General features: G+C 65.1%; 24 protein-coding genes. 15 read left to right on the top strand and 9 right to left on the bottom strand.

Annotated features, from left to right (window positions below):
• Positions 1–97 precede the first annotated feature (97 nt).
• Entirely contained in the window at positions 98–1,597 is a 1,500-nt protein-coding gene (locus tag ACKODO_RS08585) for a leucyl aminopeptidase (RefSeq protein WP_408983023.1), read from the bottom strand.
• 228 nt (positions 1,598–1,825) lie between these two features.
• Between ACKODO_RS08585 and lptF the strand changes: the two genes are divergently transcribed.
• The 5 genes from lptF to rsmA are packed head-to-tail and all read left to right on the top strand — an operon-like array spanning position 1,826 to position 8,494.
• Positions 1,826–3,004, top strand: a complete 1,179-nt coding sequence (gene lptF / locus ACKODO_RS08580) for an LPS export ABC transporter permease LptF (RefSeq protein ID WP_408983022.1) — start codon at positions 1,826–1,828, stop codon at positions 3,002–3,004.
• Positions 3,001–4,086, top strand: coding sequence for an LPS export ABC transporter permease LptG (gene lptG / locus ACKODO_RS08575; RefSeq protein WP_408983021.1), 1,086 nt, complete (start codon positions 3,001–3,003; stop codon positions 4,084–4,086). The genes lptF and lptG overlap by 4 nt, the downstream gene beginning before the upstream one ends.
• On the top strand, positions 4,086–6,710 hold the full coding sequence (locus ACKODO_RS08570) for an LPS-assembly protein LptD (RefSeq protein ID WP_408983020.1): 2,625 nt from the start codon (positions 4,086–4,088) through the stop codon (positions 6,708–6,710). The genes lptG and ACKODO_RS08570 overlap by 1 nt, the downstream gene beginning before the upstream one ends.
• Before the next feature lie 24 nt (positions 6,711–6,734).
• Positions 6,735–7,646, top strand: coding sequence for a SurA N-terminal domain-containing protein (locus tag ACKODO_RS08565; protein ID WP_408983019.1), 912 nt, complete (start codon positions 6,735–6,737; stop codon positions 7,644–7,646).
• Positions 7,646–8,494, top strand: a complete 849-nt coding sequence (gene rsmA, locus ACKODO_RS08560) for a 16S rRNA (adenine(1518)-N(6)/adenine(1519)-N(6))-dimethyltransferase RsmA (RefSeq protein WP_408983018.1) — start codon at positions 7,646–7,648, stop codon at positions 8,492–8,494. The genes ACKODO_RS08565 and rsmA overlap by 1 nt, the downstream gene beginning before the upstream one ends.
• Here the strand turns inward: rsmA and gmk are convergent.
• The 7 genes from gmk to fabD form a co-directional block, all read right to left on the bottom strand.
• On the bottom strand, positions 8,482–9,168 hold the full coding sequence (gmk, locus tag ACKODO_RS08555; RefSeq protein ID WP_408983017.1) for a guanylate kinase: 687 nt from the start codon (positions 9,166–9,168) through the stop codon (positions 8,482–8,484). The genes rsmA and gmk overlap by 13 nt on opposite strands.
• A 38-nt stretch (positions 9,169–9,206) precedes the next feature.
• Positions 9,207–10,586 carry an endolytic transglycosylase MltG gene (mltG, locus tag ACKODO_RS08550; RefSeq protein WP_408983016.1) on the bottom strand — a complete coding sequence of 460 codons (1,380 nt, stop codon included), beginning with the start codon at positions 10,584–10,586 and terminating at the stop codon, positions 9,207–9,209.
• 111 nt (positions 10,587–10,697) lie between these two features.
• The gene (gene fabF / locus ACKODO_RS08545) at positions 10,698–11,960 is read right to left on the bottom strand and encodes a beta-ketoacyl-ACP synthase II (protein ID WP_408983044.1); all 1,263 of its coding nucleotides are present in this window, start codon (positions 11,958–11,960) and stop codon (positions 10,698–10,700) included.
• Between the two features lie 16 nt (positions 11,961–11,976).
• The gene (locus ACKODO_RS08540; protein WP_408983015.1) at positions 11,977–12,213 is read right to left on the bottom strand and encodes an acyl carrier protein; all 237 of its coding nucleotides are present in this window, start codon (positions 12,211–12,213) and stop codon (positions 11,977–11,979) included.
• Between the two features lie 157 nt (positions 12,214–12,370).
• Positions 12,371–13,108 carry a 3-oxoacyl-[acyl-carrier-protein] reductase gene (fabG, locus tag ACKODO_RS08535; protein WP_408983014.1) on the bottom strand — a complete coding sequence of 246 codons (738 nt, stop codon included), beginning with the start codon at positions 13,106–13,108 and terminating at the stop codon, positions 12,371–12,373.
• A gap of 11 nt (positions 13,109–13,119) precedes the next feature.
• A complete protein-coding gene (locus ACKODO_RS08530; RefSeq protein ID WP_408983013.1) occupies positions 13,120–13,587 on the bottom strand; it encodes an NUDIX domain-containing protein in 468 nt (155 codons plus the stop codon).
• A complete protein-coding gene (gene fabD, locus ACKODO_RS08525; RefSeq protein ID WP_408983012.1) occupies positions 13,584–14,519 on the bottom strand; it encodes an ACP S-malonyltransferase in 936 nt (311 codons plus the stop codon). Before fabD ends, ACKODO_RS08530 begins: the two co-directional genes overlap by 4 nt.
• A gap of 194 nt (positions 14,520–14,713) precedes the next feature.
• Here fabD and ACKODO_RS08520 point away from each other — a divergent pair, with 194 nt between their 5' ends.
• The 7 genes from ACKODO_RS08520 to alr all read left to right on the top strand — a co-directional run bounded on the left by ACKODO_RS08520 (position 14,714) and on the right by alr (position 21,291).
• A complete protein-coding gene (locus tag ACKODO_RS08520; RefSeq protein ID WP_408983011.1) occupies positions 14,714–15,670 on the top strand; it encodes a hypothetical protein in 957 nt (318 codons plus the stop codon).
• A 245-nt stretch (positions 15,671–15,915) separates the two neighbouring features.
• On the top strand, positions 15,916–16,338 hold the full coding sequence (gene rpsF / locus ACKODO_RS08515) for a 30S ribosomal protein S6 (RefSeq protein ID WP_408983010.1): 423 nt from the start codon (positions 15,916–15,918) through the stop codon (positions 16,336–16,338).
• Positions 16,338–16,574 carry a 30S ribosomal protein S18 gene (rpsR, locus tag ACKODO_RS08510; protein ID WP_408983009.1) on the top strand — a complete coding sequence of 79 codons (237 nt, stop codon included), beginning with the start codon at positions 16,338–16,340 and terminating at the stop codon, positions 16,572–16,574. The genes rpsF and rpsR overlap by 1 nt, the downstream gene beginning before the upstream one ends.
• A 256-nt stretch (positions 16,575–16,830) precedes the next feature.
• A complete protein-coding gene (locus ACKODO_RS08505) occupies positions 16,831–17,763 on the top strand; it encodes a DUF2232 domain-containing protein (RefSeq protein ID WP_408983008.1) in 933 nt (310 codons plus the stop codon).
• A gap of 51 nt (positions 17,764–17,814) precedes the next feature.
• On the top strand, positions 17,815–18,381 hold the full coding sequence (gene rplI, locus ACKODO_RS08500; RefSeq protein WP_408983007.1) for a 50S ribosomal protein L9: 567 nt from the start codon (positions 17,815–17,817) through the stop codon (positions 18,379–18,381).
• Between the two features lie 268 nt (positions 18,382–18,649).
• Positions 18,650–20,137: a replicative DNA helicase gene (locus ACKODO_RS08495; protein ID WP_408983006.1), complete on the top strand. Its 1,488-nt coding sequence runs from the start codon at positions 18,650–18,652 to the stop codon at positions 20,135–20,137.
• Positions 20,134–21,291, top strand: a complete 1,158-nt coding sequence (alr, locus tag ACKODO_RS08490; protein ID WP_408983005.1) for an alanine racemase — start codon at positions 20,134–20,136, stop codon at positions 21,289–21,291. Before ACKODO_RS08495 ends, alr begins: the two co-directional genes overlap by 4 nt.
• Here alr and ACKODO_RS08485 read toward each other — a convergent pair.
• The gene (locus tag ACKODO_RS08485) at positions 21,282–21,503 is read right to left on the bottom strand and encodes a hypothetical protein (RefSeq protein WP_408983004.1); all 222 of its coding nucleotides are present in this window, start codon (positions 21,501–21,503) and stop codon (positions 21,282–21,284) included. The genes alr and ACKODO_RS08485 overlap by 10 nt on opposite strands.
• Positions 21,504–21,672: 169 nt before the next feature.
• On the opposite strand from ACKODO_RS08485, the gene radA reads away from it, so the two are divergent.
• The 3 genes from radA (at position 21,673) to purF (ending at position 25,302) form a co-directional block, all read left to right on the top strand.
• Complete coding sequence (gene radA, locus ACKODO_RS08480; RefSeq protein WP_408983003.1) at positions 21,673–23,088, top strand: DNA repair protein RadA; 1,416 nt, start codon at positions 21,673–21,675, stop codon at positions 23,086–23,088.
• 77 nt (positions 23,089–23,165) lie between these two features.
• Complete coding sequence (locus ACKODO_RS08475) at positions 23,166–23,771, top strand: CvpA family protein (protein WP_408983002.1); 606 nt, start codon at positions 23,166–23,168, stop codon at positions 23,769–23,771.
• Positions 23,772–23,814: 43 nt separating this feature from the next.
• Positions 23,815–25,302, top strand: a complete 1,488-nt coding sequence (purF, locus tag ACKODO_RS08470; protein WP_408983001.1) for an amidophosphoribosyltransferase — start codon at positions 23,815–23,817, stop codon at positions 25,300–25,302.

The raw sequence follows: 25,302 nt of genomic DNA, 5'->3' as shown, positions 1-25,302 counted from the left end.
TCATGGCCGGGCCTGGCCCGGCCATCCGCGACTTCAGGGGGAGCACAAGGCAAGGCGTGGATGGCCGGAATGAATCCGGCCATGACGCGCCTCGCTGTCACCCCTCGTAGAAATCCGCCACGAGGCGATCGAGCAGGCGCACGCCGAAGCCGGACGACCATCCCTTGTTGATATCCGTCTGCGGCGAGCCCATCGCCGTGCCGGCAATGTCGAGATGCGCCCAGGGGCAGCCATCCACGAAACGCTGGAGAAACTGCGCCGCCGTGATGGAGCCACCATAGCGCCCACCGGTATTCTTCATGTCCGCGACCTTGCTGTCGATCTGCTTGTCATATTCCTGGCCGAGCGGCATGCGCCAGAGCTTTTCGCCCGTGGCCTTGCCGGATTTCGCGAGGCGCTCGGCGAGTTCATCGTTATTGGAGAACAGACCCGCATGCTCTTGCCCGAGCGCGACCATGATGGCGCCGGTGAGGGTCGCGAGATTCACCATGAAGGCGGGGTTGTATTTCTGCTTCACGTGCCAGAGCACATCGGCCAGCACGAGGCGCCCCTCGGCATCGGTGTTGATGATCTCGATCGTCTGGCCCGACATGGATTTCACGATATCGCCCGGGCGCTGGGCCTTGCCGTCGGGCATGTTCTCAACGAGGCCGATCGCGCCGATCACGTTGGCCTTCGCCTTGCGCGCCGCGAGCGTGTGCATGAGGCCGACAACGGTGGCGGCACCCGCCATGTCGCCCTTCATGTCTTCCATGCCCGCCGCCGGCTTGATGGAGATGCCGCCGGTATCGAACACCACGCCCTTGCCGACAAACGCGATGGGCGGGGTCTTTTCGCTCTTCGCGCCCATCCATTTCATGATGACGAGGCGGCTCTCCTGTTCGGAGCCCTGCCCCACGCCCAGAAGCGCGCGCATGCCGAGCTTCTTCATGGCCTTCTCGTCGAGGATCTCGATCTCGACGCCGAGCTTTTCGAGCTTTTCGGCGCGGGAGGCGAATTCCACCGGGGTCAGCACGTTCGGCGGCTCGTTCACGAGGTCGCGGGCGAGCGCCACGCCACCATAGGCTGCTTCGCGGGCCTTCATGGCGCGGCGGGCGGCGACAGGATCTTCCACATGCAGCAGGATGGATGTGGGCGTGCCATTATCCTCTTTCTTTTTCGTCAGATAATGGTCGAACTTGTAGGCGGCGAGCATCATTCCGAGGGCGAAATCGGCGGCCTCCTGCGGCGTGAACGGAGCCTTTGGTCCAAGCAGAACGAGGCTCGCCGGGCGATTCTTCGGAAGCTTCGACAGCGCCTGCCCGCCCAGACGCACGGCATTCGGCGCGGGGTTCTCCTCGTCGCCAGCAAGGCCGATCAGCAGCACATGCGTCGCCTCCTGCCCGAAGCCGGGCTCGGCCGGCAGCGACAGCGAAGAACCGCCCTTGCCCTTGAATTCCTCGGCCTTGATCGCCTGGGCCAGCCGCTGGGCCGGCTTCTCGCCGATCAACGCGGCGGTTTGCGCCGAAATGCCCGCCTCGTTCGCGAAGAGGCCGAGCACGGGACTGGCCGGCTCCTGCGAGAGGGGAACGAAGGTGATGGTCGGGCTCTGGGCCATGAAATCCTCGTCAGATCGTCCGGTCTGGGAGAGCGAAAGCGCAAATTCCCATGATTCCCGGCGGATGGTCACATTGGGCAACGTGGAGCGGATCGCCCTTTCCCGCAAGGGCCAGAAGGGTTTGGGCGAGGTTTTCCGTTAATCCGGCACGCAGAATTCGACCCCGCTTCGCGCCCTGCGTCACCTGCCTTGCGAGCGCCGCGATTTCGCGGCAGGAAAGAATGCGAAATGAGCATGATCGAGCGATACATCCTGCGGATTGCGGCGGTGGCGTTATTCGCCTGTCTCTTCGCGCTGACCGGGATCATCTGGGTCACGCAGGCCCTGCGCGAGCTCAACCTCGTCACCGGCAAGGGCCAGACGATTCTGCTTTTCCTTGAAGTGACCATGCTGAGCGTGCCGGCCCTCGTGATGATCATCGCGCCGCTCGCGCTGTTCATCGCGATTCTTTACACGCTGAACCGGCTCAATTCCGACAGCGAACTCATCGTGATGAACGCGGCCGGCCTCTCGCCGATGATCATCCTGCGCCCCTTCGCGATGCTCACGGTGGTGGTAACCCTGATCGTCGGCTCCATCACGCTGTTCGCAATGCCCGAGAGCTTCCGGGCGCTCCGCACCATCATCACGAAGGTGCGGGCGGATGTGGTGACGCGAATCCTGCAGGAGGGGAAGTTCATCGAGATCGAACGCGGCATCACTTTCCATTACCGCGAGCGGCTTCCCGGCGGGGCGATGGGCGGGGTGATGATCCACGATTCGCGTGACCCCAATCTCGCGGCGGCCTATCTCGCGGAGCGCGGTCAGGTCGTGGAGGTGGATGGCGCGACCTACCTGGTTCTCGAGAAAGGCTCCATGCAGCGGCAGGAGAGCGGCGCGCGCGGCTCCACACTCATCGGCTTCGAGCGCTATGTGTTCGATCTCAACCAGTTCGAGCAGGGGCGCGGGCCCATTCAGTACAAGCCGCGCGAGCGCCGCACGAGCGAGCTTCTCACACTCGACCGGGACGATCCTTACGTGCAGTCGATCTATGGGCGTTTCCGTTCCGAACTGCATGACCGGCTGACAAACCCGCTCTACCCCTTTGCGACGCTTGCGATTGCATTTGCCGCCCTCGGCAGTGCGCGCACGACGCGGCAGGGGCGCGGCCAGGCGATTTTCGGCGCCGTGGTCGCGCTGGTGGTGATGCGCATCGCCGGTTTCGCGGCCGCGAGCTTTGCGGTGCGCAGCGCGGCGGGCGTGCCGCTGATGTATGCCGTGCCGTTGCTCTCGACCGCGATTGCCGGCTTCATGGCCTGGCGATCCTTCTGGCCGCAGCGCCGGAAGCTGCTGCCCGAATTCGACTGGGCGCGGATCCCGGGGGCGATCCTCCTGCGCCTGCCCTTCCGCCGGAGGGTCGCGGGATGATGATCGGCCGCACGCTGGGGCTCTATTTCGCCCGGCGGTTTCTCTCCGCCATGATGATCGTGTTCCTCACGATCTTCGCGTTGATCTACACGCTCGATCTCGTCGAGCTGATGCGCCGCGCGGGCGATTCCGTGGGGGCCGGCGCCGGCACCATGGCGAAGCTCGCCCTGTTCCGCACGCCGGCGACCGCCGAGCAGGTCATTCCCTTCGGCATGCTTTTCGGCGCGATGGCGAGCTTCATCGCCCTTTCCCGCAGGCTGGAACTCGTGGTGGCGCGCGCGGCGGGCTATTCGGCCTGGCAGTTCCTGACGCCGGCGATCATCCTGGCGCTGGTCATTGGCGGCCTTGTGGTGACGGTCTACAATCCCGTCGCGACGAAGTTCAAGGATCGGGCCAACACGCTGGAGGCCCATCTCTTCCGGCGCGGCGGCGCGACCCTCGGCAGCGTCATCTGGCTGCGTCAGCGCTCGATCGATGGCGAGGCGATCATCCGCGCGACGGCGCTCGATTCCGCCAACGATACGCTGCGCGGCGTGCAATTCTTCGTGATGGACGAGCGCGGCCAGTTTGTGGAGCGCGTCGAGGCGCCGGTGGCCCGTCTGCGAGCGGGCTATTGGCGGCTGGAGCAGGCCCGTGTGGTCTCGGAGGATCATGAGCCCGAGAGTTACTCTGTCTATCTCGTGGCGACCAACCTCACGCCGGAGGAGATGCGCTCGGCCCTCGGACCGGGGCAGGCTGTTTCCTTCTGGTCCCTCCCCGGCATCATCGAGCGGCTGGAGCTTGCAGGTCTCGACACGACGCGGTATCGCCTCATCTATCAGTCGTTATGGGCGCGGCCGGCCTTGCTGGTCGCGATGGTTCTCGTTGCCGCTTGTTTTTCTTTAAAATTTCTGCGTTCTGGTGGCCTGGCGACAATGGTGCTTGGTGGAGTGGTGGCTGGTTTTGGCCTCTATATCGCGACGGAAGTCGCCGAAGACCTGGGAAATGCCGGCGTTGTCAGCACAACGCTCGCCGCCTGGGCCGCCCCTCTGTTTGCCTCCGCCATGAGCGTGCTCGTGCTTCTGAACAAGGAAGACGGGTGATGAGGGACGATTCGCCGGAGAATCGCGAGAGTTGGTTAACGTTCCGCAAGCTCGGTCTGGCGGCTTTCTCGGGGCTGTTCCTGCTCGCGCTGGATGCCGCTTCGACCGGGCTTTCCGCTCAGACCCTGAACGATCGGCTCACGCGCGCCAGCGCGACGGGCGAACGCTCGCGCATGCTCGTGGACGCGAAGGAGATCATCTACGACCGCGACCGCGACCGCGTGACCGCCAGTGGCGACGTGCAGATCTACTACCAGGGCAAGGTGCTGGAGGCGGATCGCGTCATCTATGATCGCAAGACCAAGCGCGTCTATGCCGAGGGCAATGCGCGCATGACCGACTCGGACGGCACGAAGTCCTTTGGCACCCGCTTCGACCTGACCGACGATTTCCGCGACGGCTTCATCGACAGCCTGCGCGTGGAGACCGTCGAGCGCAACCGGTTCTCCGCCGCCCGCGCCGAGCGCACGGATGGCGAGACGACCGTTTTTCAGAACGGCACCTTCACCTCCTGCGAACCCTGCAAGGACAACCCGGAGCGTCCGCCGCTCTGGCAGGTGAAGGCCGCGCGCATCATTCACAAGAATTCCGAGCGCCGCATCTATTACGAGAACGCCACCATCGAATTCTGGGGCGTGCCGGTGGCGTGGATCCCGTTCTTCAACGCCCCTGATCCCTCGGTCCGTAATCTCTCCGGCGTTCTGCCGCCACGCTTCATGAACAAATCACGCCTTGGCCGCGGCGTGAGCCTGCCGATCTTCTGGTCGATTGCGCCGAACTATGACCTGACCTTCACGCCCACGGCCTTCAGCCGGCAGGGCGCGCATCTTGATCTTTTCTGGCGTCACCGGCTGGAGCATGGCAGCTACAATCTCCGCGTGAACGGCATCTGGCAGGAACGTCCGGAGCTCTTCCCCACCCAGCCATTTCTCGGCGCGGGCGCGAAGGATTTTCGCGGCTCCGTCGAAAGCAGGGGCAAGTTCTACCTCAACGAGAAGTGGGCCTTCGGCTGGAATGCAGCCTGGGCGACCGACAAGCACTATTTCACGGATTACAAGATCAAGCCGCAGACGCTCTCGAACATGTTCCTGAGCGAATCGATCTCCGAGATATACCTGCGCGGCCAGGGCGCGCGCAGCCGGATGGACATCTCGGCCTTTGCCTTCCTCGGCCTGACCGCGGGCGACTGGCAGAAACAGATCGAACGCGTGGCGCCCTCCTATGATTTCGACCGTCGCTTCACGCTCGATAATCTCGGTGGCGAATTGCGGCTGAGCGCCAATGGCGCGGCCATCCAGCGCGAGGCGGCCCTGTTCCAGGCCCTGGCGCAGCCGAGCAACCCGACCTTCACCCCGGGTGGCCTGCTTTACGCCGCGAACTCGACCGGTCTTTACATGCCCTGCATCTATTCGACCGATGGCGGCGCGACCACGAAGGGCGCCTATCGCCCTGGCCAATGCCTGCTGCGCGGCTTCGCGGGTGAATATGTCCGCAACACGGCCGAGATGAACTGGCGCCGCCGCTTCATCGATCCGCTGGGGCAGGAATGGACTCCGTTTTTCGGCATGCGTGCGGATTTCGCCTATCTCCGGCAGAATCTCAGCGGCTTCAACTCGCCGGACCAGACTTTGCAGGGCTTTATCGGCCAGGGCTTCTCGAATGCGCAGCAATCGAACTTCCTCGGCAACAACCGCGACAATTTCCTGTTCCGGGCCATGCCGAGCCTGGGCCTCGAATACCGCTATCCGTTCTTCGCGCAGACGGCGCTCGGCACGCACCATGTCGAGCCCATCGCGCAGGTGATCCTCAGGCCGAATGAGGCCCAGATCGGCAACCTGCCGAACGAGGATGCGCAGAGCCTCGTCTTTGACGAGAACTCGATCTTCTCGATCAACAAGTTCTCCGGTTATGACCGCGTGGAAGGCGGCTCGCGCCTGAATTATGGCGGCCGTTACTCCTTCCGCTCGAACGGCGAGTTCTTCACCTCTGTTCTGTTCGGCCAGTCGGTGCATCTGGCCGGCCGCAATTCCTTTGCGGCTTTTGATCTTGCGAATACTGGCCGCAATTCGGGCCTCGAAAGCTCCCGCTCGGATTACGTGACGGCGGTCACGGTGCAGCCCTTCTCCAACATGAACTTCACGGCGCGCGGTCGCTATGACGAGAAGAACCTGAGCCTGCGTCGTTTCGATCTCTCTGCGACAAGCACCCTGGGCAAGGTGAATTTCAGCGCGGTCTATACCCGGATCTCGCCGCAGCCCGAGCTGGGCTACCCGCTGCGCCGCGAGGGCCTGTTCCTGCAGTCGAAGGTGGATCTGCCGCAGAATTTCTACGTGGCAGGTTCCGTTCTCTTCGATATGGATCGTTATCTCAGCCAGCGCTCTGTCGCGAATACGCTGGGCCAGACCTATAGCGGCACGCAATGGCGCGTGGCGGCCACCACGTTGGGCATGGGTTACCGGGATGAGTGCACCGATTTCTCGGTGACCTATACGCGCGCCAATTCCGACTATCTCTCGCTGACCGCCGCCGGCGGCCAGCCGACCAATCGCACCACCAGCACGATCCTGATGCGCCTGACGCTGCGGGATCTGATCGAGAGCCAGTTCTCGAACCGCACGAGGTAAGGTGCATCGGGCATGGGTTTTGGCATGATGACAAGGGTTCGACAGCTGCTGCTCGCGGTTTTGGCGCTCGCTTTTGCCGGGTTGACCGCCGTTCCGGCGCATTCCCAGAACGTCATCGCGACCGTGAACGGCCTGCCGATCACGGATTTTGACGTCGCGCAGCGCATGCGGATCGTGCAGCTCGTCGAAGGGCGCCGCATCGATCGCCGCGCCGCAATCGAGGAACTGGTCGACGACAAGGTGAAGCTCATCCAGGCCCGTCGCGCCGGTTATCGCGTGACAGAGGAAGGCGTGGAGGTGGAATATGCCCGCATCGCCAAGAGCGGCGGGCGTGATATCGCGGCCTTTGATGCGGCGCTGCGGCAATCGGGTATCGAGCCCTCCAACCTGCGCGACAGGATCCGCGCCGATCTCGCCTGGCAGGTCCTGCTGCGTGATCAGGCCCGGAAGGGGTCGCAGGTTTCCGCCGGCGATCTCGAGAAGGCCATCGACGAGGAGATGCGAAAGCAGAAGCCGATCGTGGATTACTTCATCCGCAATGTCGTCTTCGTCGTGCCCCGCGGTGTCTCGCCTGGCGCGCGGGAGGCTGCGGCCAATGCCGCGCGTGCCCGCTTCTCCGGCTGCGAGACGGGGTTCGACGAATTGCGGACTCTCCCCGATGTGGCGATCCGGCCGGCACAGCTGCGCTCTTCGGACCAGCTTGGCGAGGCGCTACTGAAGGTCCTCGAGCGCACGCCGGTCGGCAAGCTTACGGCGCCATTCCGCACGGACCAGGGCATCGAGATGGTCGCGGTGTGCGAGCGCAATCCCCGCCCGGTATCGCAGGCCCTGCGCGCGGAAGTGGCCGAGCGCCTCGGCCAGCAGCGCATCACGGAGCGCGCGCGCAGCTATATCGCCGAACTGCGCAAGACCATGGAAATCCGGATGAACCGCTGATGGCGGCCTTCCAGGATGGCCTTCCGCCCCTTCGCGAGGTCATCCGCGCCCATGGCCTCGCGGCCTTGAAGAGCCTTGGGCAGAATTTCCTGCTGGATTTCAACATCACGGCGAAGATTGCCCGCGAGGCTGGCCCGCTCGAGGGGCGACGCGTCATTGAGGTCGGCCCCGGTCCGGGTGGCCTCACCCGTGCGCTGCTTGCGGCCGGAGCGGCGGAAGTGGTGGCCATCGAGCGGGACCGGCGCTGCATCGCCGCGCTGGAGGAAATTGCCGCCCGCTATCCCGGCCGCCTCCGCATCGTCGAGGGCGATGCGCTCAAGGCGGATTACGAAGCGCTCGCGCGGGGAGCCCCCACGCGCATCGTTTCGAACCTGCCCTACAACATCGGCACCGAACTTCTGATCGGCTGGTTGCGCCTGCCCTGGCCTCCTGCATGGGAAAGCCTCACGCTGATGTTCCAGCGGGAGGTGGCGAGGCGGATCGTCGCCACGCCGGCTGAGGTTTCGGATTATGGGCGCCTCGGCATCCTCGCAGGCTGGCGGACGGAGGCGCATATCGCCTTCGATCTCCCGCCTGCGGCGTTCACGCCGCCGCCGAAGGTGACTTCCAGCGTCGTAACCCTCCGTCCCCGCGCCAAGCCCCTTGCCTGCCGCCTCGAAAGGCTGGAACAGGTGACGGCGGCGGCCTTCAACCAGCGCCGGAAGATGCTGCGGCAGAGCCTGAAATCGCTCGACGGCTTTGAGGCCGCGCTGGCGATTGCGGGCATCGACCCGACGGCGCGCCCCGAGACCGTGCCTGTGGCGGGGTTCGTGGCGCTCGCCAACGCGCTCGACGCTCAGCGCGGCTGAGCGAGTACATCCTTCAGATCTTGCTGCAGGATTGCCAGGCGCCCGGCCAGACCCGGATTGCGCACGCGCTTCAACCGCTCGGATTCGAGTATCGATTCAAGCTGCTGGAAGCAGGTGTCGAGATCCTCGTTCACCAGCACATAGTCGTAATCCTGCCAGGCCTCGAGCTCACGCTCGGCCGTGTGCAGGCGGCGCTGGATCACCGCTTCGGCATCCTCCGCGCGGCGGCGTAGCCGGTTCTGCAACTCGGCGATGGAGGGCGGCAGGATGAAGACGCTCACCACATCATCCCGCATGGTGCGGTAGAGCTGCAGCGTCCCCTGCACGTCGATGTCGAAGAGCACGTCCCTGCCATCGGTCAGCGCGGCTTCCACCGGCTTGCGGGGGGTCGCGTAGAAATTGCCATGGACTTCGGCCCATTCCAGCAATTCGCCGCGATCGCGCATGCGCTCGAACGTCTCGATATCCACGAAATGATAATGCACGCCGTCGATCTCGCTCGCCCGCTTCGGGCGGGTGGTCACCGAGACCGAGAGGACGATCTGCTGGCGTCCTTCGCGATCCTTGTCGAGCAGCGCGCGCGACAGGGCGGATTTGCCGGCCCCCGAGGGCGAGGAGATGACGAGCATCACGCCCCTGCGGCCGGGTGAACGAGAAGGAACGTCATGGACCATGGATCGCACCGGGAATGGGACGAGGCCGAAGGGGATTGTCAGTTGGGCTGGGGGGCCGCCCGGGCCGCAGGAGGATCAGGCGTGCCGGCGGGCCGTCCCGCCGGAGCCGGTGTGGTGACCTGGCCCGGCCGACGATCCGGCTGGGAGAAGCCCTGCACCTGCGGCGCGGTGGCGCCATCGGCGGAGGCAGCCGCCGGCGCACCTGGCACAGGCTGGAGCCCCGGAGCGGCCGGTATCGCCGCCCGCATCGACTCGATCTGGCGCCAGCGGGCAACATTGCGGTTATGCTGTTCCAGCGTCTCGGCAAAGGCATGGCCCCCGGTGCCATCGGCCACGAAATAGAAGTCGCGCGTGCGCGAAGGATTGGCGGTCGCTTCCATGGCCGCGCGCCCGGGATTGGCGATGGGCCCCGGCGGCAGGGCCGGGATTGTGTAGGTATTGTAGGCCGTGGGGCGATCGATATCGGCGCGGCTGATGGGCCGGCCAAGGCTGCCCTTGCCGCCGACAAGGCCATAGATGATCGTCGGATCGGATTGCAGCCGCATCTTCTTCTCAAGCCGATTGTAGAACACGCTGGCGACCCGCGGTCGCTCATCCGCGCGGCCCGTTTCCTTCTCGACGATCGAGGCGAGCGTCACCAGTTCCCGCGGATTGCGCAGGGGAATATCCTTCGCGCGGCGGCTCCAGATCTCGTTCAGGACCCGGCGCTGCTCGCTGGCCATGCGGGCGATGAGCGCCTCGCGGCTGGTGCCGCGACTGATGCGATAGGTATCGGGAAGGAGCGCCCCTTCGGCGGGGATGCTCTCGATCTCCCCCGTGAGCAGCTCATTCTGCATCAGGCGCTCGACGATCTGCTCGCTGGTCAGGCCCTCGGGAATGGTGATCGCATGCTGGATCGAGCGTCCCGAGGTGATGACATCCACCACTTCGCTCATCGAGGCGGATTGCCGGAAGAGATATTCACCGCTCTTGGCCCGGCGGTTCGCGCCTTCCGAACTGAATTTCGAGCTGATATCGCGCCAGAGCAGCACGGCCCAGAGCAGGCTGGGGCGGGTGACCACGCCTTCGCGCGTCAGTGTCTCGACGATGTCCTCGGTGGTCGAGCCGCGCTCGATGATCACGACCTTGTCGGTCTGCAGCGGGCCGGGCTCGGAGAATTCACGATGGGCGAGGGTCACGCCCGCGAAAACTGCCACGAGCAGGAACACGGCCGCAGTCATCAGCCCCGAGAACAGGGCGGTGATGCCGGTCTTGCGCTTCTTGCGCGGCGGCGGCGGTGCAGGCTCTGCCTTCACAGCCTCGCCCGCTCCGGGGCGCGCGCGCTTGCGGGCCAGCCAGCCTGCCTTTTCCGGCTCGCCCTTGCCGGCTTCCGGCCGGGACGGGTCGGGTTTGGAATTCGGGTCGGGCGTCGAGGTCATGCCGGGCTCGCAGGGTCCGCGCCGAAGCGGACATTTCGAAGCGGCCCAAGGAACACGGCGCGCTTTCCCTCTCCTCTTCCCGCAGGATTATGGCGAAAGCCGGGCTGAGGCTCACGACGCATAGCGACGCAGGACCAGCGAGGCATTGGTGCCGCCGAAACCGAACGAGTTCGACAGCGCCATGTTGATCTCGCGCTTGCGGGCCCGGTGCGGCACGAGATCAATCGGTGTTTCCACCGACGGATTGTCGAGATTGATGGTAGGCGGCGCGACCTGATCCCGGATCGCCAGTGTCGTGAAGATCGCCTCCACCGCGCCCGCGGCACCCAACAGGTGGCCGATGGCGGATTTCGTGGAAGACATCGAGACGCGCCCCGCCTGGTTGCCGAGCAGCCTTTCGGCCGCGCGCAATTCGATTTCGTCGCCCACCGGCGTCGAAGTGCCGTGCGCGTTGATGTAATCGATTTCGCCAGCCGAAACGCCCGCGCGCTTCAGCGCCGCCTGCATGCAGCGGAATGCGCCATCGCCATCCTCGCTGGGCGAGGTGATGTGATAGGCATCGCCAGACATCCCGTAGCCAATCACCTCGGCATAGATGGTGGCGCCACGGGCCCTGGCATGATCGAGTTCCTCGAGCACCACCACGCCGGCGCCCTCGCCCATCACGAAGCCGTCGCGATCCTTGTCATAGGGGCGCGAGGCCTTCTCCGGGGTATCGTTGAAGCTGGTGGACAGGGCGCGGCAGGCCGCGAAGCCCGCAAGCGAAATGCGCGAGACTGGCGATTCCGCACCTCCCGCGACCATCACATCGGCATCGCCGAGCGCGATCATCCGCGCACCGTCGCCAATGGCATGCGCGCCGGTGGAACAGGCGGTGACGACCGAATGGTTCGGACCCTTGAGCCCATGGGCAATGGAGACATAGCCCGAGGCAAGATTGATCAGCCGGCCTGGAATAAAGAAGGGGGAGACGCGGCGCGGGCCCTTTTCGGCCAGAAGCAGGGCCGTTTCGCTGATGCCCTCGATGCCGCCGATGCCGGAGCCGATGATGACGCCGGTGGAGTTCTGCTCGTCGGGCGTGGATGGGTGCCAGCGGGCATCGTCCAGCGCCTGTTTCGCCGCAGCCATCGCATAGACGATGAAAGGATCGACGCGGCGCTGGTCCTTCGGGTCCATCCAGTCGTCGGGATTGAATTCGCCGGGGGCGTTTCCGCGCGGAATCTGGCAGGCAATGCGCGCCGGCAGATCCGCCACGTTGAAATGCTCCACCGGCCGGGCCGCCGAGCGACCATCCAGCACGTTCCTCCAGGTCGGTTCCACGCCGCAGCCATGCGGCGTGACCATTCCCAGACCCGTGATGACCACCCGGCGCAGCATGGGGCCGGCGCCGTCAGGCCGCGTTCTTCTCGAGGAATTTCACCGCGTCGCCGACCGTCTGGATCGTCTCGGCGGCGTCATCCGGGATCTCGACGCCGAATTCTTCCTCGAACGCCATCACCAGCTCGACGGTGTCGAGGCTGTCCGCGCCCAGATCGTCGATGAAGTTCGCGCCTTCGACAACCTTGTCCGCATCGACGCTGAGATGCTCGATCACGATCTTCTTCACGCGCTCGGCGACATCGCTCATGGCTAAACCTTCTCTGTTCTGACTTAAGAATACCCCCGTGCGCACATCCCCGCTCTTTGGCGAAGCGCGTCGCAACCGGGACTTCCCTTTCAGGATTGGGAAAGGAATGTCAACGTTGCGGTGCAACCAAACTCGGGGATTTCCCGGAAAGGATGGCTCAGATGCGCGCCATGCCGCCATTCACATGCAGGGTCTGCCCGTTGACGTAAGCGGCCTCCACGGAGGCGAGATAGGCCACCGCGCTCGCGATTTCCGCGCCCTTGCCCATGCGGCCCGCCGGAATCGAGGCCATGATCGCCTCGCGCTGCTTTTCGTTCAGCGCATCCGTCATCGCGCTTTCGATGAAGCCCGGTGCCACGCAATTCACGGTGATTCCCCGGCTCGCGACCTCCGCCGCGAGGCTCTTCGTCATGCCGATCATGCCGGCCTTGGCCGCGCAGTAATTCGCCTGGCCCGGATTGCCGGTGACGCCGACGACGCTCGTGATGCCGATGATGCGGCCGAAACGGCGCTTCATCATGCCCTTCACGGCCGCGCGCGCGAGGATGAAGGACGAGGTGAGGTTCACCGCGAGAACCTGATCCCACTCCTCATCCTTCATGCGCATGAAGAGGTTGTCGCGCGTGATGCCCGCGTTGTTGACAAGGATGTCGAGCCCGCCAAGCGCCTTCTCGGCCTCGGGCACGAGGGCCTCGACGGATGCACGATCCGAGAGGTTTGCCGTCACGATATGCGTGCGGCTGCCGAGCTTTCCGGCCACGGCCTCCAGCGCCTCGCGGCGCGTGCCCGAGAGGCAGACGGTCGCGCCCTGCGCGTGCAAAGCCTCGGCAATGGAAGACCCGATGCCGCCGGACGCGCCGGTGACGAGAGCGAATTTGCCGGAAAGATCAAACATGGGAGTCTCCATCATTCAAAAGCCATGACACGCGGCGGAAGGATTGTGACATCCGGGAAACCGGCGTCCAGCGCATCCCAGAATTCGCCCCCTAAGAGGGACGGAAAGACAAGCTTGCCCGAAAGATTGTCACGAGACAGCCACTGCGCCTCGACGATGCCCTCACGCGCGGTCGAAGCGTCATCGGTGACGAGGGGAACCGAACCCTCGACCCTTGCAAAAAACCAGTGCTTCACCTGATGCGAATAGCTCAGGGAGCCGATGAGCTGCTCGATCGCAATCAGGCGCAGATCCTGCACCGAAAGTCCGGACTCTTCCGAAGCCTCGCGCCGGGCGGCGGCGCGCAAGTCTTCTCCCGGTTCCACGCCGCCTCCGGGAGCAACCCAGAAGTCATAATGCCCCGCCTTGACATGCCGGACCAAGGCCACGCGGCGCTGTGCGTCGATTGCGATGACACCGGCCGAAACGCGGAATCTCATTGGAAGCCCAATACATCATCCGCCGAACCGAGGCTCGTGGCCTCAGAACCGGCCACCGCACGCTTGGCGAGGCCCGCGAGCACCTTGCCCGAACCGCATTCGATGAAGCGCGTGACGCCGTTCGCGCCCAGCCAGATCATGCTCTCGCGCCAGCGCACCGAGCCGGTGACCTGCTCGACGAGATGACGGCGGATCGCCTCCGGGTCGGTCACCGGCGCGGCGAGCACATTCGCGACCACCGGCACCTTCGGCGCCCGAATGGCGGCACCCGCGAGCGCCTCGCGCATGCGGTCGGCCGCCGGCTGCATCAGCGAGGAATGGAACGGCGCCGAGACCGGCAGCGGCAGCGCGCGCTTCACGCCCTTCGCCTTGGCGATCTCGATGGCGCGATCGATCGCGCCCTTGTGGCCGGAGAGCACCACCTGCCCGCCGCCATTGTCGTTCGCGACATCGCAGACTTCATTCTGGGCGGCCTCGCGGGCGATTTCGGCGGCAAGCTCCCATTCGGCGCCGATTAGCGCACACATCGCACCCTGCCCCACCGGCACGGCCGCCTGCATCGCATCGCCGCGGATGCGCAGAAGCTTGGCCGTCTCCCAGATCGTGAGCGCGCCTGCGGCGGCCAAAGCGGAGTATTCGCCGAGGCTGTGACCCGCCACGAAATTCGCCGCTTTCGCGAGATCGAGGCCCTTTTCCGCTTCCAGCACGCGGATCACCGCGAGCGAAACGGCCATCAGCGCGGGCTGGGCATTGGCGGTGAGCGTGAGCTGGTCTTCCGGGCCCTCGAACATCAGGGCCGAGAGCTTCTGCCCCAAAGCCGCATCCACCTCGTCGAACACGGCGCGGGCCGCGGCGAAATTTGCGGCGAGCGACTGGCCCATGCCCACGGCCTGGCTGCCCTGGCCGGGAAAGAGGAACGCGGTTTTCGACATGAGACCCTCGCAATCTGGCCTGAACTGACCCGTTCAGCACGGCAAACGGCTCGCCTGATGCGATCGGGGCGGGGTAAAGTCAAGGCGAAGCCCGGTTTTCCCCCGAAAGCACCGATGGCGGCAGACCTCGCAACATTGCAAGCGGACCTTGCATTTGCTATCGGCACAACGGCTTGGGTGCGTTGGGGGAAGAGATGTCGCGTCTCAGATTGTTCGGCCGGGCGGGCCTCGCCGGGCTCGTGGCCCTGTCCGTCGCGGCGTGCCAGACCACCCGCGCCAATCTCGCCGCTGGCCCGAATGGCGCGCCGACGCCCATTCTCGTGGCGGAGCACAGCCCCGCGCTGAACGAACCGGGCCTGCTCGCGCGGCTCGGCTCCTCGCGTTATCTCTATGCCTACAGCGCGGAGGGCGGTGATGTCGCTCTCGGGCTTGGCCTCGGCGTGGCCTTCGGGCTCGTCGGCGTGGTCGCGGCGACCGCGATCACCAAGACACGCAATAACCAGCTCTCGCAGGCGCTTGTTCCGGCGTTTTCGCGCGGGGATATCGCCTATTCGAATGTGGAGATCGCGAAGGCGCTGGCGCCCTACCCGGCGCGCGCAGCCTCGATTGGTACGCCGCTGCCGCCCTCCTCGCTCATTCTCTATCCCACCGCCGTGGTGCTCGAGAAGGCGAGCGACGTTGTGGAGATCCATGTCGGCGTCGATGCGATCCAGACCGATGCCAGCGGCGCGCAGACGCGGATCGCCGGCCCGCTGCGGCGCGTGCCGGTGACGCTCTCGCGCAATGCGTTGGTGGAGAATGGCGTGCCGGAACCGGCCCGCGTGCTCCGGGCCGTGCATGAGGAGATGGCGGTCTCCGCCCGCGCGCTGCTCTCGGGCCAGCCGGCGGCCCCGGTGGCCGCGCCGAGCCAGATCGGGCCCGCCCCCTCGCCCGTGACGCCGGGCGGCTCGAACCTGCCGTCGCGGGTCAGCCTGCCGCAGGCGCCGGGCGCGCCGGAAACGGCGAGTGCCGCCGGTGCGCCGCCCGCGCAGGTTCCCCGCTCGGCCGGTCGGGTGATCACGGCGCCGATGGCCGTGATCGAGGCGCCGGCGCCGAGCGCGCCACCCACGACGCGCTGCTCGGGCACCCGCGTCTGCACCAGCGTGGATTGAATCGACGCTTTCTCGCGGTTTCGCTTTCTTGCGGTTTCGCTTGCGTTTTTCCGGTGATTGGCTTATCCGCCGCACTTCCCCGATGGCCGGTGGCTGAACGGAGAGCCGGATTTCCGGCAGAGGTTTCGAACCTCGGTCTCCCGTGTCAACGCCTTCGTGAACGGATCGAGCCTTCCATCGGCTCGAAGGGCTTCGCGCCAAAGGGGAGAGACGCCCATTCCGGGCATGACAGAAGGCAAAGAGCTATGGCTTTGTATGAGCACGTGTTCCTGGCGCGCCAGGACGTCACGGCGCAGCAGGTTGAAGCGATGACCGAGACCTACAAGTCCGTCATCGAGCAGAAGGGCGGCGCGGTGACGAAGGTGGAATACTGGGGGCTGAAATCCCTCGCGTTCCGCATCAAGAAGAACCGCAAGGCGCATTATGCGCTGTTCAACATCGACGCTCCGGCCGCCGCCGTGGCCGAGATGGAGCGCCAGATGCGCATCTCCGAAGACATTCTCCGCTTCATGACCGTGAAGGTCGAGGCGCTCGAGGATGGCCCCTCCGTGATGCTCCAGCGCCGCGACCGGGATCGCGACGACGACCGTGGCGGCCGTGACGACCGCCCCCGCCGCCGTGACCGCGAAGATGCGGTTGTGGATGATGTCGCCGAGGAGGAAGTCTGATGAGCCAGCCCGCACGCCGCCCGTTCTTCCGCCGCCGCAAGTCCTGCCCGTTCACTGGCAATGGCGCCCCGAAGATCGACTACAAGGACGTGAAGCTCCTCTCTCGCTACATCTCGGAGCGCGGCAAGATCGTTCCTTCCCGCATCACGGCTGTCTCGGCCAAGAAGCAGCGCGACCTCGCCCAGGCGATCAAGCGCGCCCGCTTCCTCGGCCTGCTGCCCTTCGTGATCAAGTGATGGCAGCGGCTTCGGCCGCCTGCTGAAAAACAGAACCGGCGGGCTTGCTCGCCGGTTTCGAGGCCAGGGGCTTCCGCCCCTGGTTTGACCCTGCGCATTTTCTTCACGCGGACCGGGCTCGGCTTCGCTGGAAAATGCTCCTGGAAAGTCGTCCGGGCGGTTGAAATCCGCTCGGATCCGCTGAACCGAAAAGACGCCGCCTCACGCGCTTTTCGCTTCGAACCGCCGGAAAATCCGGTTTCGGGACAACGAGACGATGGTGCAGATCGTCCTTCTGGCGGGCCTTGCGGGCTTTGCCTCGGCGCTCCTTTCGGGGATGCTGACGCCGGGGGTGGTGTCGCTCGCCTTCCTGTTTCTCGTGGCACCGCTGCCGCTCTTCATCACGAGCTTCGGCTGGCACGCGCTGGCAGGTGCCCTTGCCGGATTGTTCGGCGCGATCCTGATCGACCTTGCCACCGGCAATCGCGCCGCGATGGCCTTCGCCACCCTTTTCGCCTTGCCGGCCTTTGTCATCCCCGCGGCGGCCGAGCGTGCCTTTGCCGCGCCGGATCGGGATATCCGCCGCGACGGCATCCTCACGGGCCAGCTCGCGCTGGCCATGGCCGGCTATCTCGCGATGGTGATCGTGGTCACGTCGCTATGGATCGAGCCGGATTATGCGCGCTTCATGTCGCATTTGCGTGAATTCGTGGCCGATGGCCTGCGGGTCATGTCCGTCCCCGGCAACCCGGCGCTGGCGGACCCCGCAACTTTCAACCGGGTCGTCGAACTGATGGCGTCGATCATGCTGCCGTTTTCCGGTCTCATCATCATCGTGACGCTGGTGATGAGCGCGGCCTTCGGTGCGATGGTGGCGGAGCGTTCGGGCCGTTTGATCTATGGGAAGCCGGCGTTCAACGGGTTCCGCCTGCCCGGCGGCAGCCTCATCCTGCTCGGTGCCACGCTGCTGGTCGGCATGTGGGATGGCTATACCGGTGTCTTCGCGGCGATCCTCGCCTTGGGACTTGGTTTCCTGCTGATGCTTCAGGGCCTTGCGGTGCTGCATATGCGCCTCGCCGGCCAGAATGGCCGCGGGCTGCTGCTGGCGGCAGCCTGGGGCTCGATCTTCATTTTCGGTCTGCCGGCCCTGCTCCTCGTGGGCGTCGGCATAGCCGATCACCTTCTCGACCTGCGCAACCGCAAGCGCTGAGACCGCTGAACCTCAACCCCGGACAAGACGACCTCAAACGGAGCAAAGACCATGGAAGTGATTCTCCTCGAACGCGTGGCCAAGCTGGGCCAGATGGGCGATGTGGTGAAGGTGAAGGACGGCTATGCCCGCAACTTCCTTCTCCCGCGCAACAAGGCGCTCCGCGCGACCGAAGCGAACAAGTCGAAATTTGCGGCCGAGCGCGCCCAGCTCGAAGCCAACAACCTCGCCCGCAGGAAGGACGCCGAGGCCGTGGGCGGCAAGCTCGATGGCCAGAGCTTCACCCTCATCCGCCAGGCCGGCGAATCGGGCGTGCTCTATGGTTCGGTCTCCGCGCGCGACATCACCGATGTGGTCACCGCCGGCGGCTTCACGCTGAACCGCGGCCAGGTGGCGCTCGATACCCCGATCAAGACGCTCGGCCTGCATCAGGTCTCGATCGTCCTGCACCCGGAAGTCTCGGTTGGCGTGACGATCAATGTCGCCCGTTCGCCCGAAGAGGCCGAGCGCCAGTCACGCGGCGAGAATGTGCTGGTGCGCGAGGAGGACAACCTCGACGATCTCGGCCTCGAAATCGGCGCGGCCCTCGCCGATGCCGGCCCGGGCGCGGAGCTCTGAGGCTTTTCTGCCGCACTCAAGCGGCAGGATGCACAGCGCCCGGCCAATATTTTTTGCCTGTGAATCACTGTGTGAATCGCTCATCATGCGGCCTCCCGGAAACGGGGGGCCTTTTTTGTTCGCGGCCTTTGCGCTTCTGCTGAAGGCGACTTGGGAATCGCGAAACGGGCAATCGGCAGGCCGCCGTGGCGCGTGGCGCGATCAATCCCCGGAAGAGCCGCAGAACCGAAGCAAGAGACCGGACATCCGGACGGAAACGATCACGACCATGGTTGCCCTCGCCCGCCTTGCCCCGGACAGCTCACCGGAACAGCCTTTGCGGCTCGCTCCGCATAATCTGGAGGCGGAGCAGGCCCTGCTGGGCGCGATCCTCGTGAACAACGAGGCCTTCGACCGCGTGTCGGATTTTCTCCAGCCCGAGCATTTCTACGAGAAGATCCACGGCGCGATCTTCGACGTGATGGGCAAGCTGCTGAAGGCCGGCAAGGTCGCGGTACCCATCACCATCAAGACCTATCTGCCGGATGTCGATCTCGGCGGCATCACGGTTTCCACCTATCTCGGCCGTCTCGCAGCCGCGGCGACAACCATCTCGAATGCCGGCGAATATGGCCGCACGGTGCATGATCTGGCGCTCCGGCGCACGCTCATCACGATCGGCGAGGACATGGCGGGCCGCGCCTATGATGCGCCGGTGGAGGACATACCCCGCCAGCAGATTGAGGAAGCCGAGCGCAAGCTCTATGCGCTCGCGGAAAGCGGCCGTTTCGAAGGCGGCTTCCAGAGCTTCTCCTCGGCGCTGACCCTCGCGATCCAGATGGCGAGCGAGGCCTACAAGCGCGATGGCGGCCTTTCGGGCACCGCGACGGGGCTCTCGGATCTCGACCAGCGCATGGGCGGCCTGCAGCGAAGCGACCTCATCATCCTCGCGGGCCGCCCCGGCATGGGCAAGACCTCGCTGGCCACGAACATCGCCTACAATATCGCGCGGGCCTGGCGCGGCGAACGCCAGCCCGATGGCATGTTGAAGACGGTCTCGGGCGGCATTGTCGGCTTTTTCAGCCTCGAAATGAGCGCCGAACAGCTCGCAACCCGTATCATCGCCGAACAATCCGGCGTGCCCTCCTTCAAGATCCGGCGCGGTGACGTTTCGAGCGAGGAATTCGGCCGCCTGCATCAGGCTGTCGCCGAAATGCAGAGCATTCCGCTTCACATCGACCAGTCCGGCGGCATTTCCATCGCACAATTGGCGGCGCGCGCGCGGCGCCTGAAGCGCCAGCACGGGCTGGATCTCCTCGTGGTCGACTACCTCCAGCTTCTTTCCGGTGCCTCGAAGAAGGGCGAGAACCGCGTGCAGGAGCTGACCGAGATCACCACGGGCATGAAGGCGCTGGCGAAGGAACTGAATGTGCCGATCATCGCGCTCTCGCAGCTCTCGCGCCAGGTCGAAAACCGCGACGACAAGCGCCCGCAGCTCTCGGACCTGCGCGAATCCGGCTCGATCGAGCAGGACGCGGACGTGGTGATGTTCGTCTACCGCGAGGAATATTACCTCAACAACCGCGAGCCCAAGCCCGGCAGCGAAGAGCACCTGAAGTGGCAGCAGGAGATGGAGCGCGTGCATGGCAAGGCCGAGGTGATCATCGGCAAGCAGCGTCACGGCCCCACCGGCACGGTGCAGCTGCAATTCGAGGCGAACATCACGAAGTTCTCCGACCTCGCGAAGGAAGATTACCTGCCGGAGCGGCTGGAATGAGCCGCCTCGCCTCGCAGGCCGCGCGGCTCACGATCGATCTCGGGGCCCTGGCCGACAATTGGCGAAAACTCAATGCGCTCAACGCGCCGGGCTTGGCGGGGGCGGTCATCAAGGCGGATGCCTATGGACTGGGGATCGAGAAGGCCGCCCCGGCCCTGCACAAGGCCGGTTGCCGCAGCTTCTTCGTCGCCCATCTCTCCGAGGGCATTCGTGCCCGCGCGGTGCTGCCCGAGGGCGAAATCTTCGTGCTGAACGGCCTCGCGGCGGGTGATCTCGGGGCCTATCGCGCCCATCGGCTCGCGCCCGTGCTCGGAACAGTGTCGGAAATCACGGCCTGGCAGGCCTATCGCGATGAGGAGCCCGAGGCGGAGCGCGCGGCCCTGCATGTCGATACCGGCATGAACCGGCTCGGGCTGCGCCCGGAAATCTTCCGCGATTTGCTCGGCGCGGGCGAAATCCCGTGGGACGACCTCTCACTTGTCATGAGCCACTTCGTCTCGTCGGAAGTGCCGGATGACATGATGACGGCACGGCAGATCGGGGTGTTCGGCGAGCTTGAGACGCTGATTCAGGAGGCTCGCGCATCGATTCCGGAACTTTCGACATCGAATCAGCCTCTTCGCCTTAGCCTCTGCAATTCCTCGGGACATTTCACGGCCGCGGCCGGCCGCTATCCGCTCTCGCGGCCCGGCTATGCGCTCTATGGTGGCAACCCCACGCCGGGACGGAAGAACCCGATGCGCGCCGTGGTGCGGCTTGAGGCACCGGTGATCCAGATCACGCCCGTCCCGGCCGGCGAGACCGTGGGCTACAATTCGAATTTCCGCGCGACGCGCGACAGCCTGATCGCAACTCTCTCCTGCGGCTATGCCGATGGCTATCCGCGCAATGCCGGCGCGAAACCTGATCGCGCCGGCGGTTATGCGATCATCGCGGGCCGGGAATGCCCCTTCGCGGGCAATGTCTCGATGGATCTCATCACGGTGGATATCACCCGCCTGCCCCGGGGCAGCGTGAAGATCGGCGATTTCGCGACGCTGATCGGCGATGGCCTCGACATCGACCGCGTGGGCGAGGCCGCGAGGACCATCGGCTACGAAATCCTCACCAATCTCGGGAGGCGATACGAGCGGCTTTACGTGGATCAGGCCTGAATATTGAGGATCTGCATCAGCGATCGCGCGTCGGGCTTGCGGATACGCTGGGCTTCAAGGCTCTGGTTCAGCACATTCACGGTCGCGTTCGCCGCGTCCTTCTCAGTGCGGATCTGGAATTGGGTCAGCACGCGTTTGCGAAGGGCCAGGGCATTGGCCGACGAGGATGAGTTGGCACGGGCGAACGTCGAGGCGCTGACCCCGGAAGACATGAAGCGGCTCCAGATCCGTCAATTGCAACCCGCAGTTTAGAACGCGACTCTTAAAGGATCCCTGCCTCCAGACTTCCGATCCGGGTCCGCGCCCCCATTTCAATGCCCCACGAAACCAGCCTAACATGCAACGGATTCGTCTCAGCCCTCGCGCCCGAACGGAAAGATCTTGGCCAAGCGCACATCCACCTTCGCCTGCCAGGCCTGCGGCGCGGTCCACCAGCGCTGGCAGGGCAAATGCGATGCCTGCGGCGAATGGAATTCCATCGCCGAGGAAGCCGCAACGGCTGCCACAGCCGCGCCAGTTGCCAGTGGTGGCGCGCGGCTGAGGAAGGGACGCGTCTTCGCGCTCGAAAACCTGACGGGCGAAGCGATGGATGCCCCGCGCATCGCGAGCGGCATCGCGGAACTGGACCGCGTGACCGGCGGCGGCTTCGTGAAAGGCTCGGTGATCCTGCTCGGTGGCGAACCGGGCATCGGAAAATCCACGCTGCTCATCCAGGCGGCGGCCGCGGTCGCGCGCAGGAATTTCCGCGCAATCTACATCTCGGGCGAGGAAAGCGCCGGTCAGGTGCGTCTGCGCGCCCAGCGTCTCGGGCTGGAATCCGCCCCGGTGGAACTCGCGGCGGAGACGAGCGTCGAGGATATCCTCACCACCCTCGGCCAGGGTGCCCCGCCACGCCTCGTCATCATTGATTCGATCCAGACCATGTGGACCGAGGCGGCAGAAGCCGCGCCCGGCACGGTGACCCAGGTGCGCGCGGCAGCGCAAGGGTTGATCCGCTTCGCCAAGAGTTCCGGCGCGGCGATCATCCTCGTGGGCCACGTGACCAAGGACGGCCAGATCGCCGGCCCGCGCGTGGTCGAGCACATGGTCGATGCCGTGATGAGCTTCGAGGGCGATGCGGGCCATCATTTCCGAATCCTGCGCGCGGTGAAGAACCGCTTCGGCGCAACCGATGAGATCGGCGTCTTCGAGATGAGCGCCGAGGGTCTCGTCGAGGTGCCGAACCCCTCTGCCCTCTTTCTCGGCGCGCGCGATGCCACGGTCTCCGGCACGGCGGTCTTTGCCGGCATGGAGGGCACGCGGCCGCTGCTGATCGAGATTCAGGCGCTGGTGACTCCCTCCGCGCTCGGCACGCCACGCCGCGCGGTTGTGGGCTGGGATTCGAGCCGCCTCGCCATGGTGCTGGCCGTGCTGGAAGCGCGCGCGGGCGTTCGCCTGGGCCAGCATGATGTCTACATGAATGTCGCGGGCGGATTCCGCATCATGGAACCCGCGGCGGATCTCGCGGTGGCGGCCGCGCTCGTCTCCTCGCTCGCGGATGTGCCGATCCCCGCGCAGATGGCGCTGTTCGGCGAGGTGAGCCTCTCCGGCCTGGTGCGGCCCGTTCCGCAAGCGGCTGCAAGGCTGAAGGAGGCCGTGAAGCTCGGCTTCACGCAAGCCCTGCTGCCGGAAGGGGTCCAGGATGCCGGGGCGAAGCTGGGCCTTGCCCTGCATCCCCTGCGCCAGATCGCCGATGTCGTGGCCAAGATTGCCGGCGGCAAGGCCAAACCCCGAAGTTCCGCGTCAATTTCCGGCTGAGCACCGCCGAGACGGGGTGACGAAGCCGAAGCGAGCCGTTATATGCGGCGCATTGGCGTTCGCCCCAAGGAGTCCCAATGCCGGTTACCATTCTCGATCTTCTCGTTATTGGAATCGTGCTTGTTTCGGGCCTTCTTGCGATGGTGCGCGGTTTCACGCGTGAGGTGCTGGCGATTGCCTCCTGGGCGATGGCGGCCGTGGTCGCCTATTTCTTTTATCCACAGGCCGCGCCCTATGTGGTGCAGTATGTGGCGAAGCAGCCGCCGCTGCTGGTGAATGGCCTTGCATTCGGTAGCGTGTTCCTTGTCACCCTGATGGTGAGCTATATCGTCACCTCGAAGCTCTCGGATTTCATCCTGGACAGCCGCATTGGCGCGCTGGATCGAACCCTCGGCTTCCTGTTCGGCGCGGCGCGTGGTTTCCTGCTCGCCATTATCGGCTTCGGCTTCTTTTCTTGGCTCGTGGCCGAGAAGCAGCAGCCGCAATGGGTTTCGGAAGCGAAGTTCCGGCCCGTTCTCACCACGAGCTGGGAACGCCTGAAGGCGATACTTCCGGAAAATCTCGACGAATCGATCGCAACGCCCATCAAGAAGGCGACGGAGGAATTCAAGCAATCCGGTCCCGGTGCCCCTGTGCCTCCGGCCCCGATAACGCCGCCGGCCGCCCCCCAGCCCAAGCCTTAAGGACGACCCGGCGCATTCGTCTCCCCTGCTAGGATTGTCGGTCATGAACAAAGCCGAACCGATGGATGAACGCGATTTCGGGGACGACCATCCCTTTCGTGATGCGGACCACCTGCGCGAGGAATGCGGGGTGTTCGGTATTCATGGCCACCCCGATGCGGCCGCGATCACGGCTCTCGGCCTGCATGCCCTCCAGCATCGCGGGCAGGAGGCGGCCGGCATCGTCTCGTTCGATGGCACGCGCTTCCATTCCGAGCGCCGCCTCGGACTTGTGGGCGACAACTTCTCGAAGAAGAGCGTGATCGACCAGCTGCCGGGCAACACCGCGATCGGGCACACACGCTATTCGACGACCGGCGAGACCATCCTTCGCAATGTGCAGCCGCTTTTCGCGGAACTTTCCGTGGGCGGCTTCGCGGTGGCGCATAACGGCAATCTCACGAATGGGTTGACCCTTCGCCGCCAGCTCATCGCCGAGGGCGCGATCTACCAGGCAACCTCGGATACCGAGGTGATCCTGCATCTCGTGGCGCGCTCGAAGCGCAATCGCTTTGTGGATCGCTTCATCGAGACGCTTTCGCAGGTCCAGGGGGCCTATGCGCTGGTGGGCATGACCAACAAGAAGCTGATCGGCGCGCGTGACCCTTTGGGCATCCGCCCGCTGGTGCTCGGCCGCCTCGATGGTTGCCCGATCCTTGCCTCGGAGACCTGCGCGCTCGACATCATCGGCGCGAAATTCGAGCGCGAGGTGGAGCCGGGCGAGATTCTGGTGATCGAGGAAGGCCAGATCGAGAGCCTCAGGCCCTTCCCGCCCCGGAAGCCCCGGCCCTGCATCTTCGAATATGTCTATTTTTCCCGGCCGGATTCGGTGGCTGGCGGAATGAACGTTTACGAGGTCCGCAAGAATATCGGTTCGGAACTCGCGATGGAGACGCCGATCTCCGCCGATGTGGTGGTGCCTGTGCCGGATTCCGGCGTGCCCGCGGCGATCGGCTTTGCACAGAAATCGGGCATTCCCTACGAACTCGGCATCATCCGCAACCATTATGTGGGCCGCACCTTCATCCAGCCCACGCAAAGCGTGCGTGAACTCGGCGTGCGCATGAAGCACTCGGCCAATCGCGCGGTGATCGCGGGCAAGCGTGTGGTGCTGGTCGATGATTCCATCGTGCGCGGGACAACCTCCCGCAAGATTGTGACCATGATGCGCGAGGCGGGTGCCACGGAAGTGCATTTCCGAATTGCTTCCCCACCCATCCGGTATCCGGATTTCTACGGTATCGACATGCCCGAGCAGGACAAGCTGCTGGCCGCACGCATGACGATCGAGGAAATGCGCACCTATCTCGGCGTCGAGAGTCTCTCCTTCATCTCGATCGATGGGCTCTATCGCGCGCTGGGCGAACCCGGTCGCAACAATGCCGAGCCGCAATATACCGACCATTACTTCACCGGCGATTACCCCACGCCCATCGCGGATGTGGTGGGCGAGAGCGTGAAGCAACTCTCCCTCCTCGCCGAGGCCAGCTGA

It is taken from the genome of Rhabdaerophilum sp. (genome assembly GCF_046092605.1).
Taxonomy (GTDB): Bacteria; Pseudomonadota; Alphaproteobacteria; order Rhizobiales; family Beijerinckiaceae; genus Rhabdaerophilum.
The sequence above is the reverse complement of the archived record's forward strand: the minus strand, read 5'-3'. Positions and strand labels throughout refer to the sequence as shown.

What these genes read in the sequence shown, in the direction of transcription:
- ACKODO_RS08495 (WP_408983006.1), top strand. Translation starts at nt 18,650, where the DNA reads ATGGTTGCCCTCGCCCGCCTTGCCCCGGACAGCTCACCGGAACAGCCT.
- ACKODO_RS08570 (WP_408983020.1), top strand. Translation starts at nt 4,086, where the DNA reads ATGAGGGACGATTCGCCGGAGAATCGCGAGAGTTGGTTAACGTTCCGC.
- ACKODO_RS08475 (WP_408983002.1), top strand. Translation starts at nt 23,166, where the DNA reads ATGCCGGTTACCATTCTCGATCTTCTCGTTATTGGAATCGTGCTTGTT.
- ACKODO_RS08505 (WP_408983008.1), top strand. Translation starts at nt 16,831, where the DNA reads ATGGTGCAGATCGTCCTTCTGGCGGGCCTTGCGGGCTTTGCCTCGGCG.
- rsmA (WP_408983018.1), top strand. Translation starts at nt 7,646, where the DNA reads ATGGCGGCCTTCCAGGATGGCCTTCCGCCCCTTCGCGAGGTCATCCGC.
- alr (WP_408983005.1), top strand. Translation starts at nt 20,134, where the DNA reads ATGAGCCGCCTCGCCTCGCAGGCCGCGCGGCTCACGATCGATCTCGGG.
- ACKODO_RS08565 (WP_408983019.1), top strand. Translation starts at nt 6,735, where the DNA reads ATGATGACAAGGGTTCGACAGCTGCTGCTCGCGGTTTTGGCGCTCGCT.
- rpsR (WP_408983009.1), top strand. Translation starts at nt 16,338, where the DNA reads ATGAGCCAGCCCGCACGCCGCCCGTTCTTCCGCCGCCGCAAGTCCTGC.
- gmk (WP_408983017.1), bottom strand. Translation starts at nt 9,168, where the DNA reads ATGGTCCATGACGTTCCTTCTCGTTCACCCGGCCGCAGGGGCGTGATG.
- purF (WP_408983001.1), top strand. Translation starts at nt 23,815, where the DNA reads ATGAACAAAGCCGAACCGATGGATGAACGCGATTTCGGGGACGACCAT.
- lptF (WP_408983022.1), top strand. Translation starts at nt 1,826, where the DNA reads ATGAGCATGATCGAGCGATACATCCTGCGGATTGCGGCGGTGGCGTTA.
- ACKODO_RS08485 (WP_408983004.1), bottom strand. Translation starts at nt 21,503, where the DNA reads ATGTCTTCCGGGGTCAGCGCCTCGACGTTCGCCCGTGCCAACTCATCC.
- ACKODO_RS08520 (WP_408983011.1), top strand. Translation starts at nt 14,714, where the DNA reads ATGTCGCGTCTCAGATTGTTCGGCCGGGCGGGCCTCGCCGGGCTCGTG.
- ACKODO_RS08585 (WP_408983023.1), bottom strand. Translation starts at nt 1,597, where the DNA reads ATGGCCCAGAGCCCGACCATCACCTTCGTTCCCCTCTCGCAGGAGCCG.
- fabD (WP_408983012.1), bottom strand. Translation starts at nt 14,519, where the DNA reads ATGTCGAAAACCGCGTTCCTCTTTCCCGGCCAGGGCAGCCAGGCCGTG.
- rplI (WP_408983007.1), top strand. Translation starts at nt 17,815, where the DNA reads ATGGAAGTGATTCTCCTCGAACGCGTGGCCAAGCTGGGCCAGATGGGC.
- ACKODO_RS08530 (WP_408983013.1), bottom strand. Translation starts at nt 13,587, where the DNA reads ATGAGATTCCGCGTTTCGGCCGGTGTCATCGCAATCGACGCACAGCGC.
- mltG (WP_408983016.1), bottom strand. Translation starts at nt 10,586, where the DNA reads ATGACCTCGACGCCCGACCCGAATTCCAAACCCGACCCGTCCCGGCCG.
- ACKODO_RS08540 (WP_408983015.1), bottom strand. Translation starts at nt 12,213, where the DNA reads ATGAGCGATGTCGCCGAGCGCGTGAAGAAGATCGTGATCGAGCATCTC.
- lptG (WP_408983021.1), top strand. Translation starts at nt 3,001, where the DNA reads ATGATGATCGGCCGCACGCTGGGGCTCTATTTCGCCCGGCGGTTTCTC.
- fabG (WP_408983014.1), bottom strand. Translation starts at nt 13,108, where the DNA reads ATGTTTGATCTTTCCGGCAAATTCGCTCTCGTCACCGGCGCGTCCGGC.
- rpsF (WP_408983010.1), top strand. Translation starts at nt 15,916, where the DNA reads ATGGCTTTGTATGAGCACGTGTTCCTGGCGCGCCAGGACGTCACGGCG.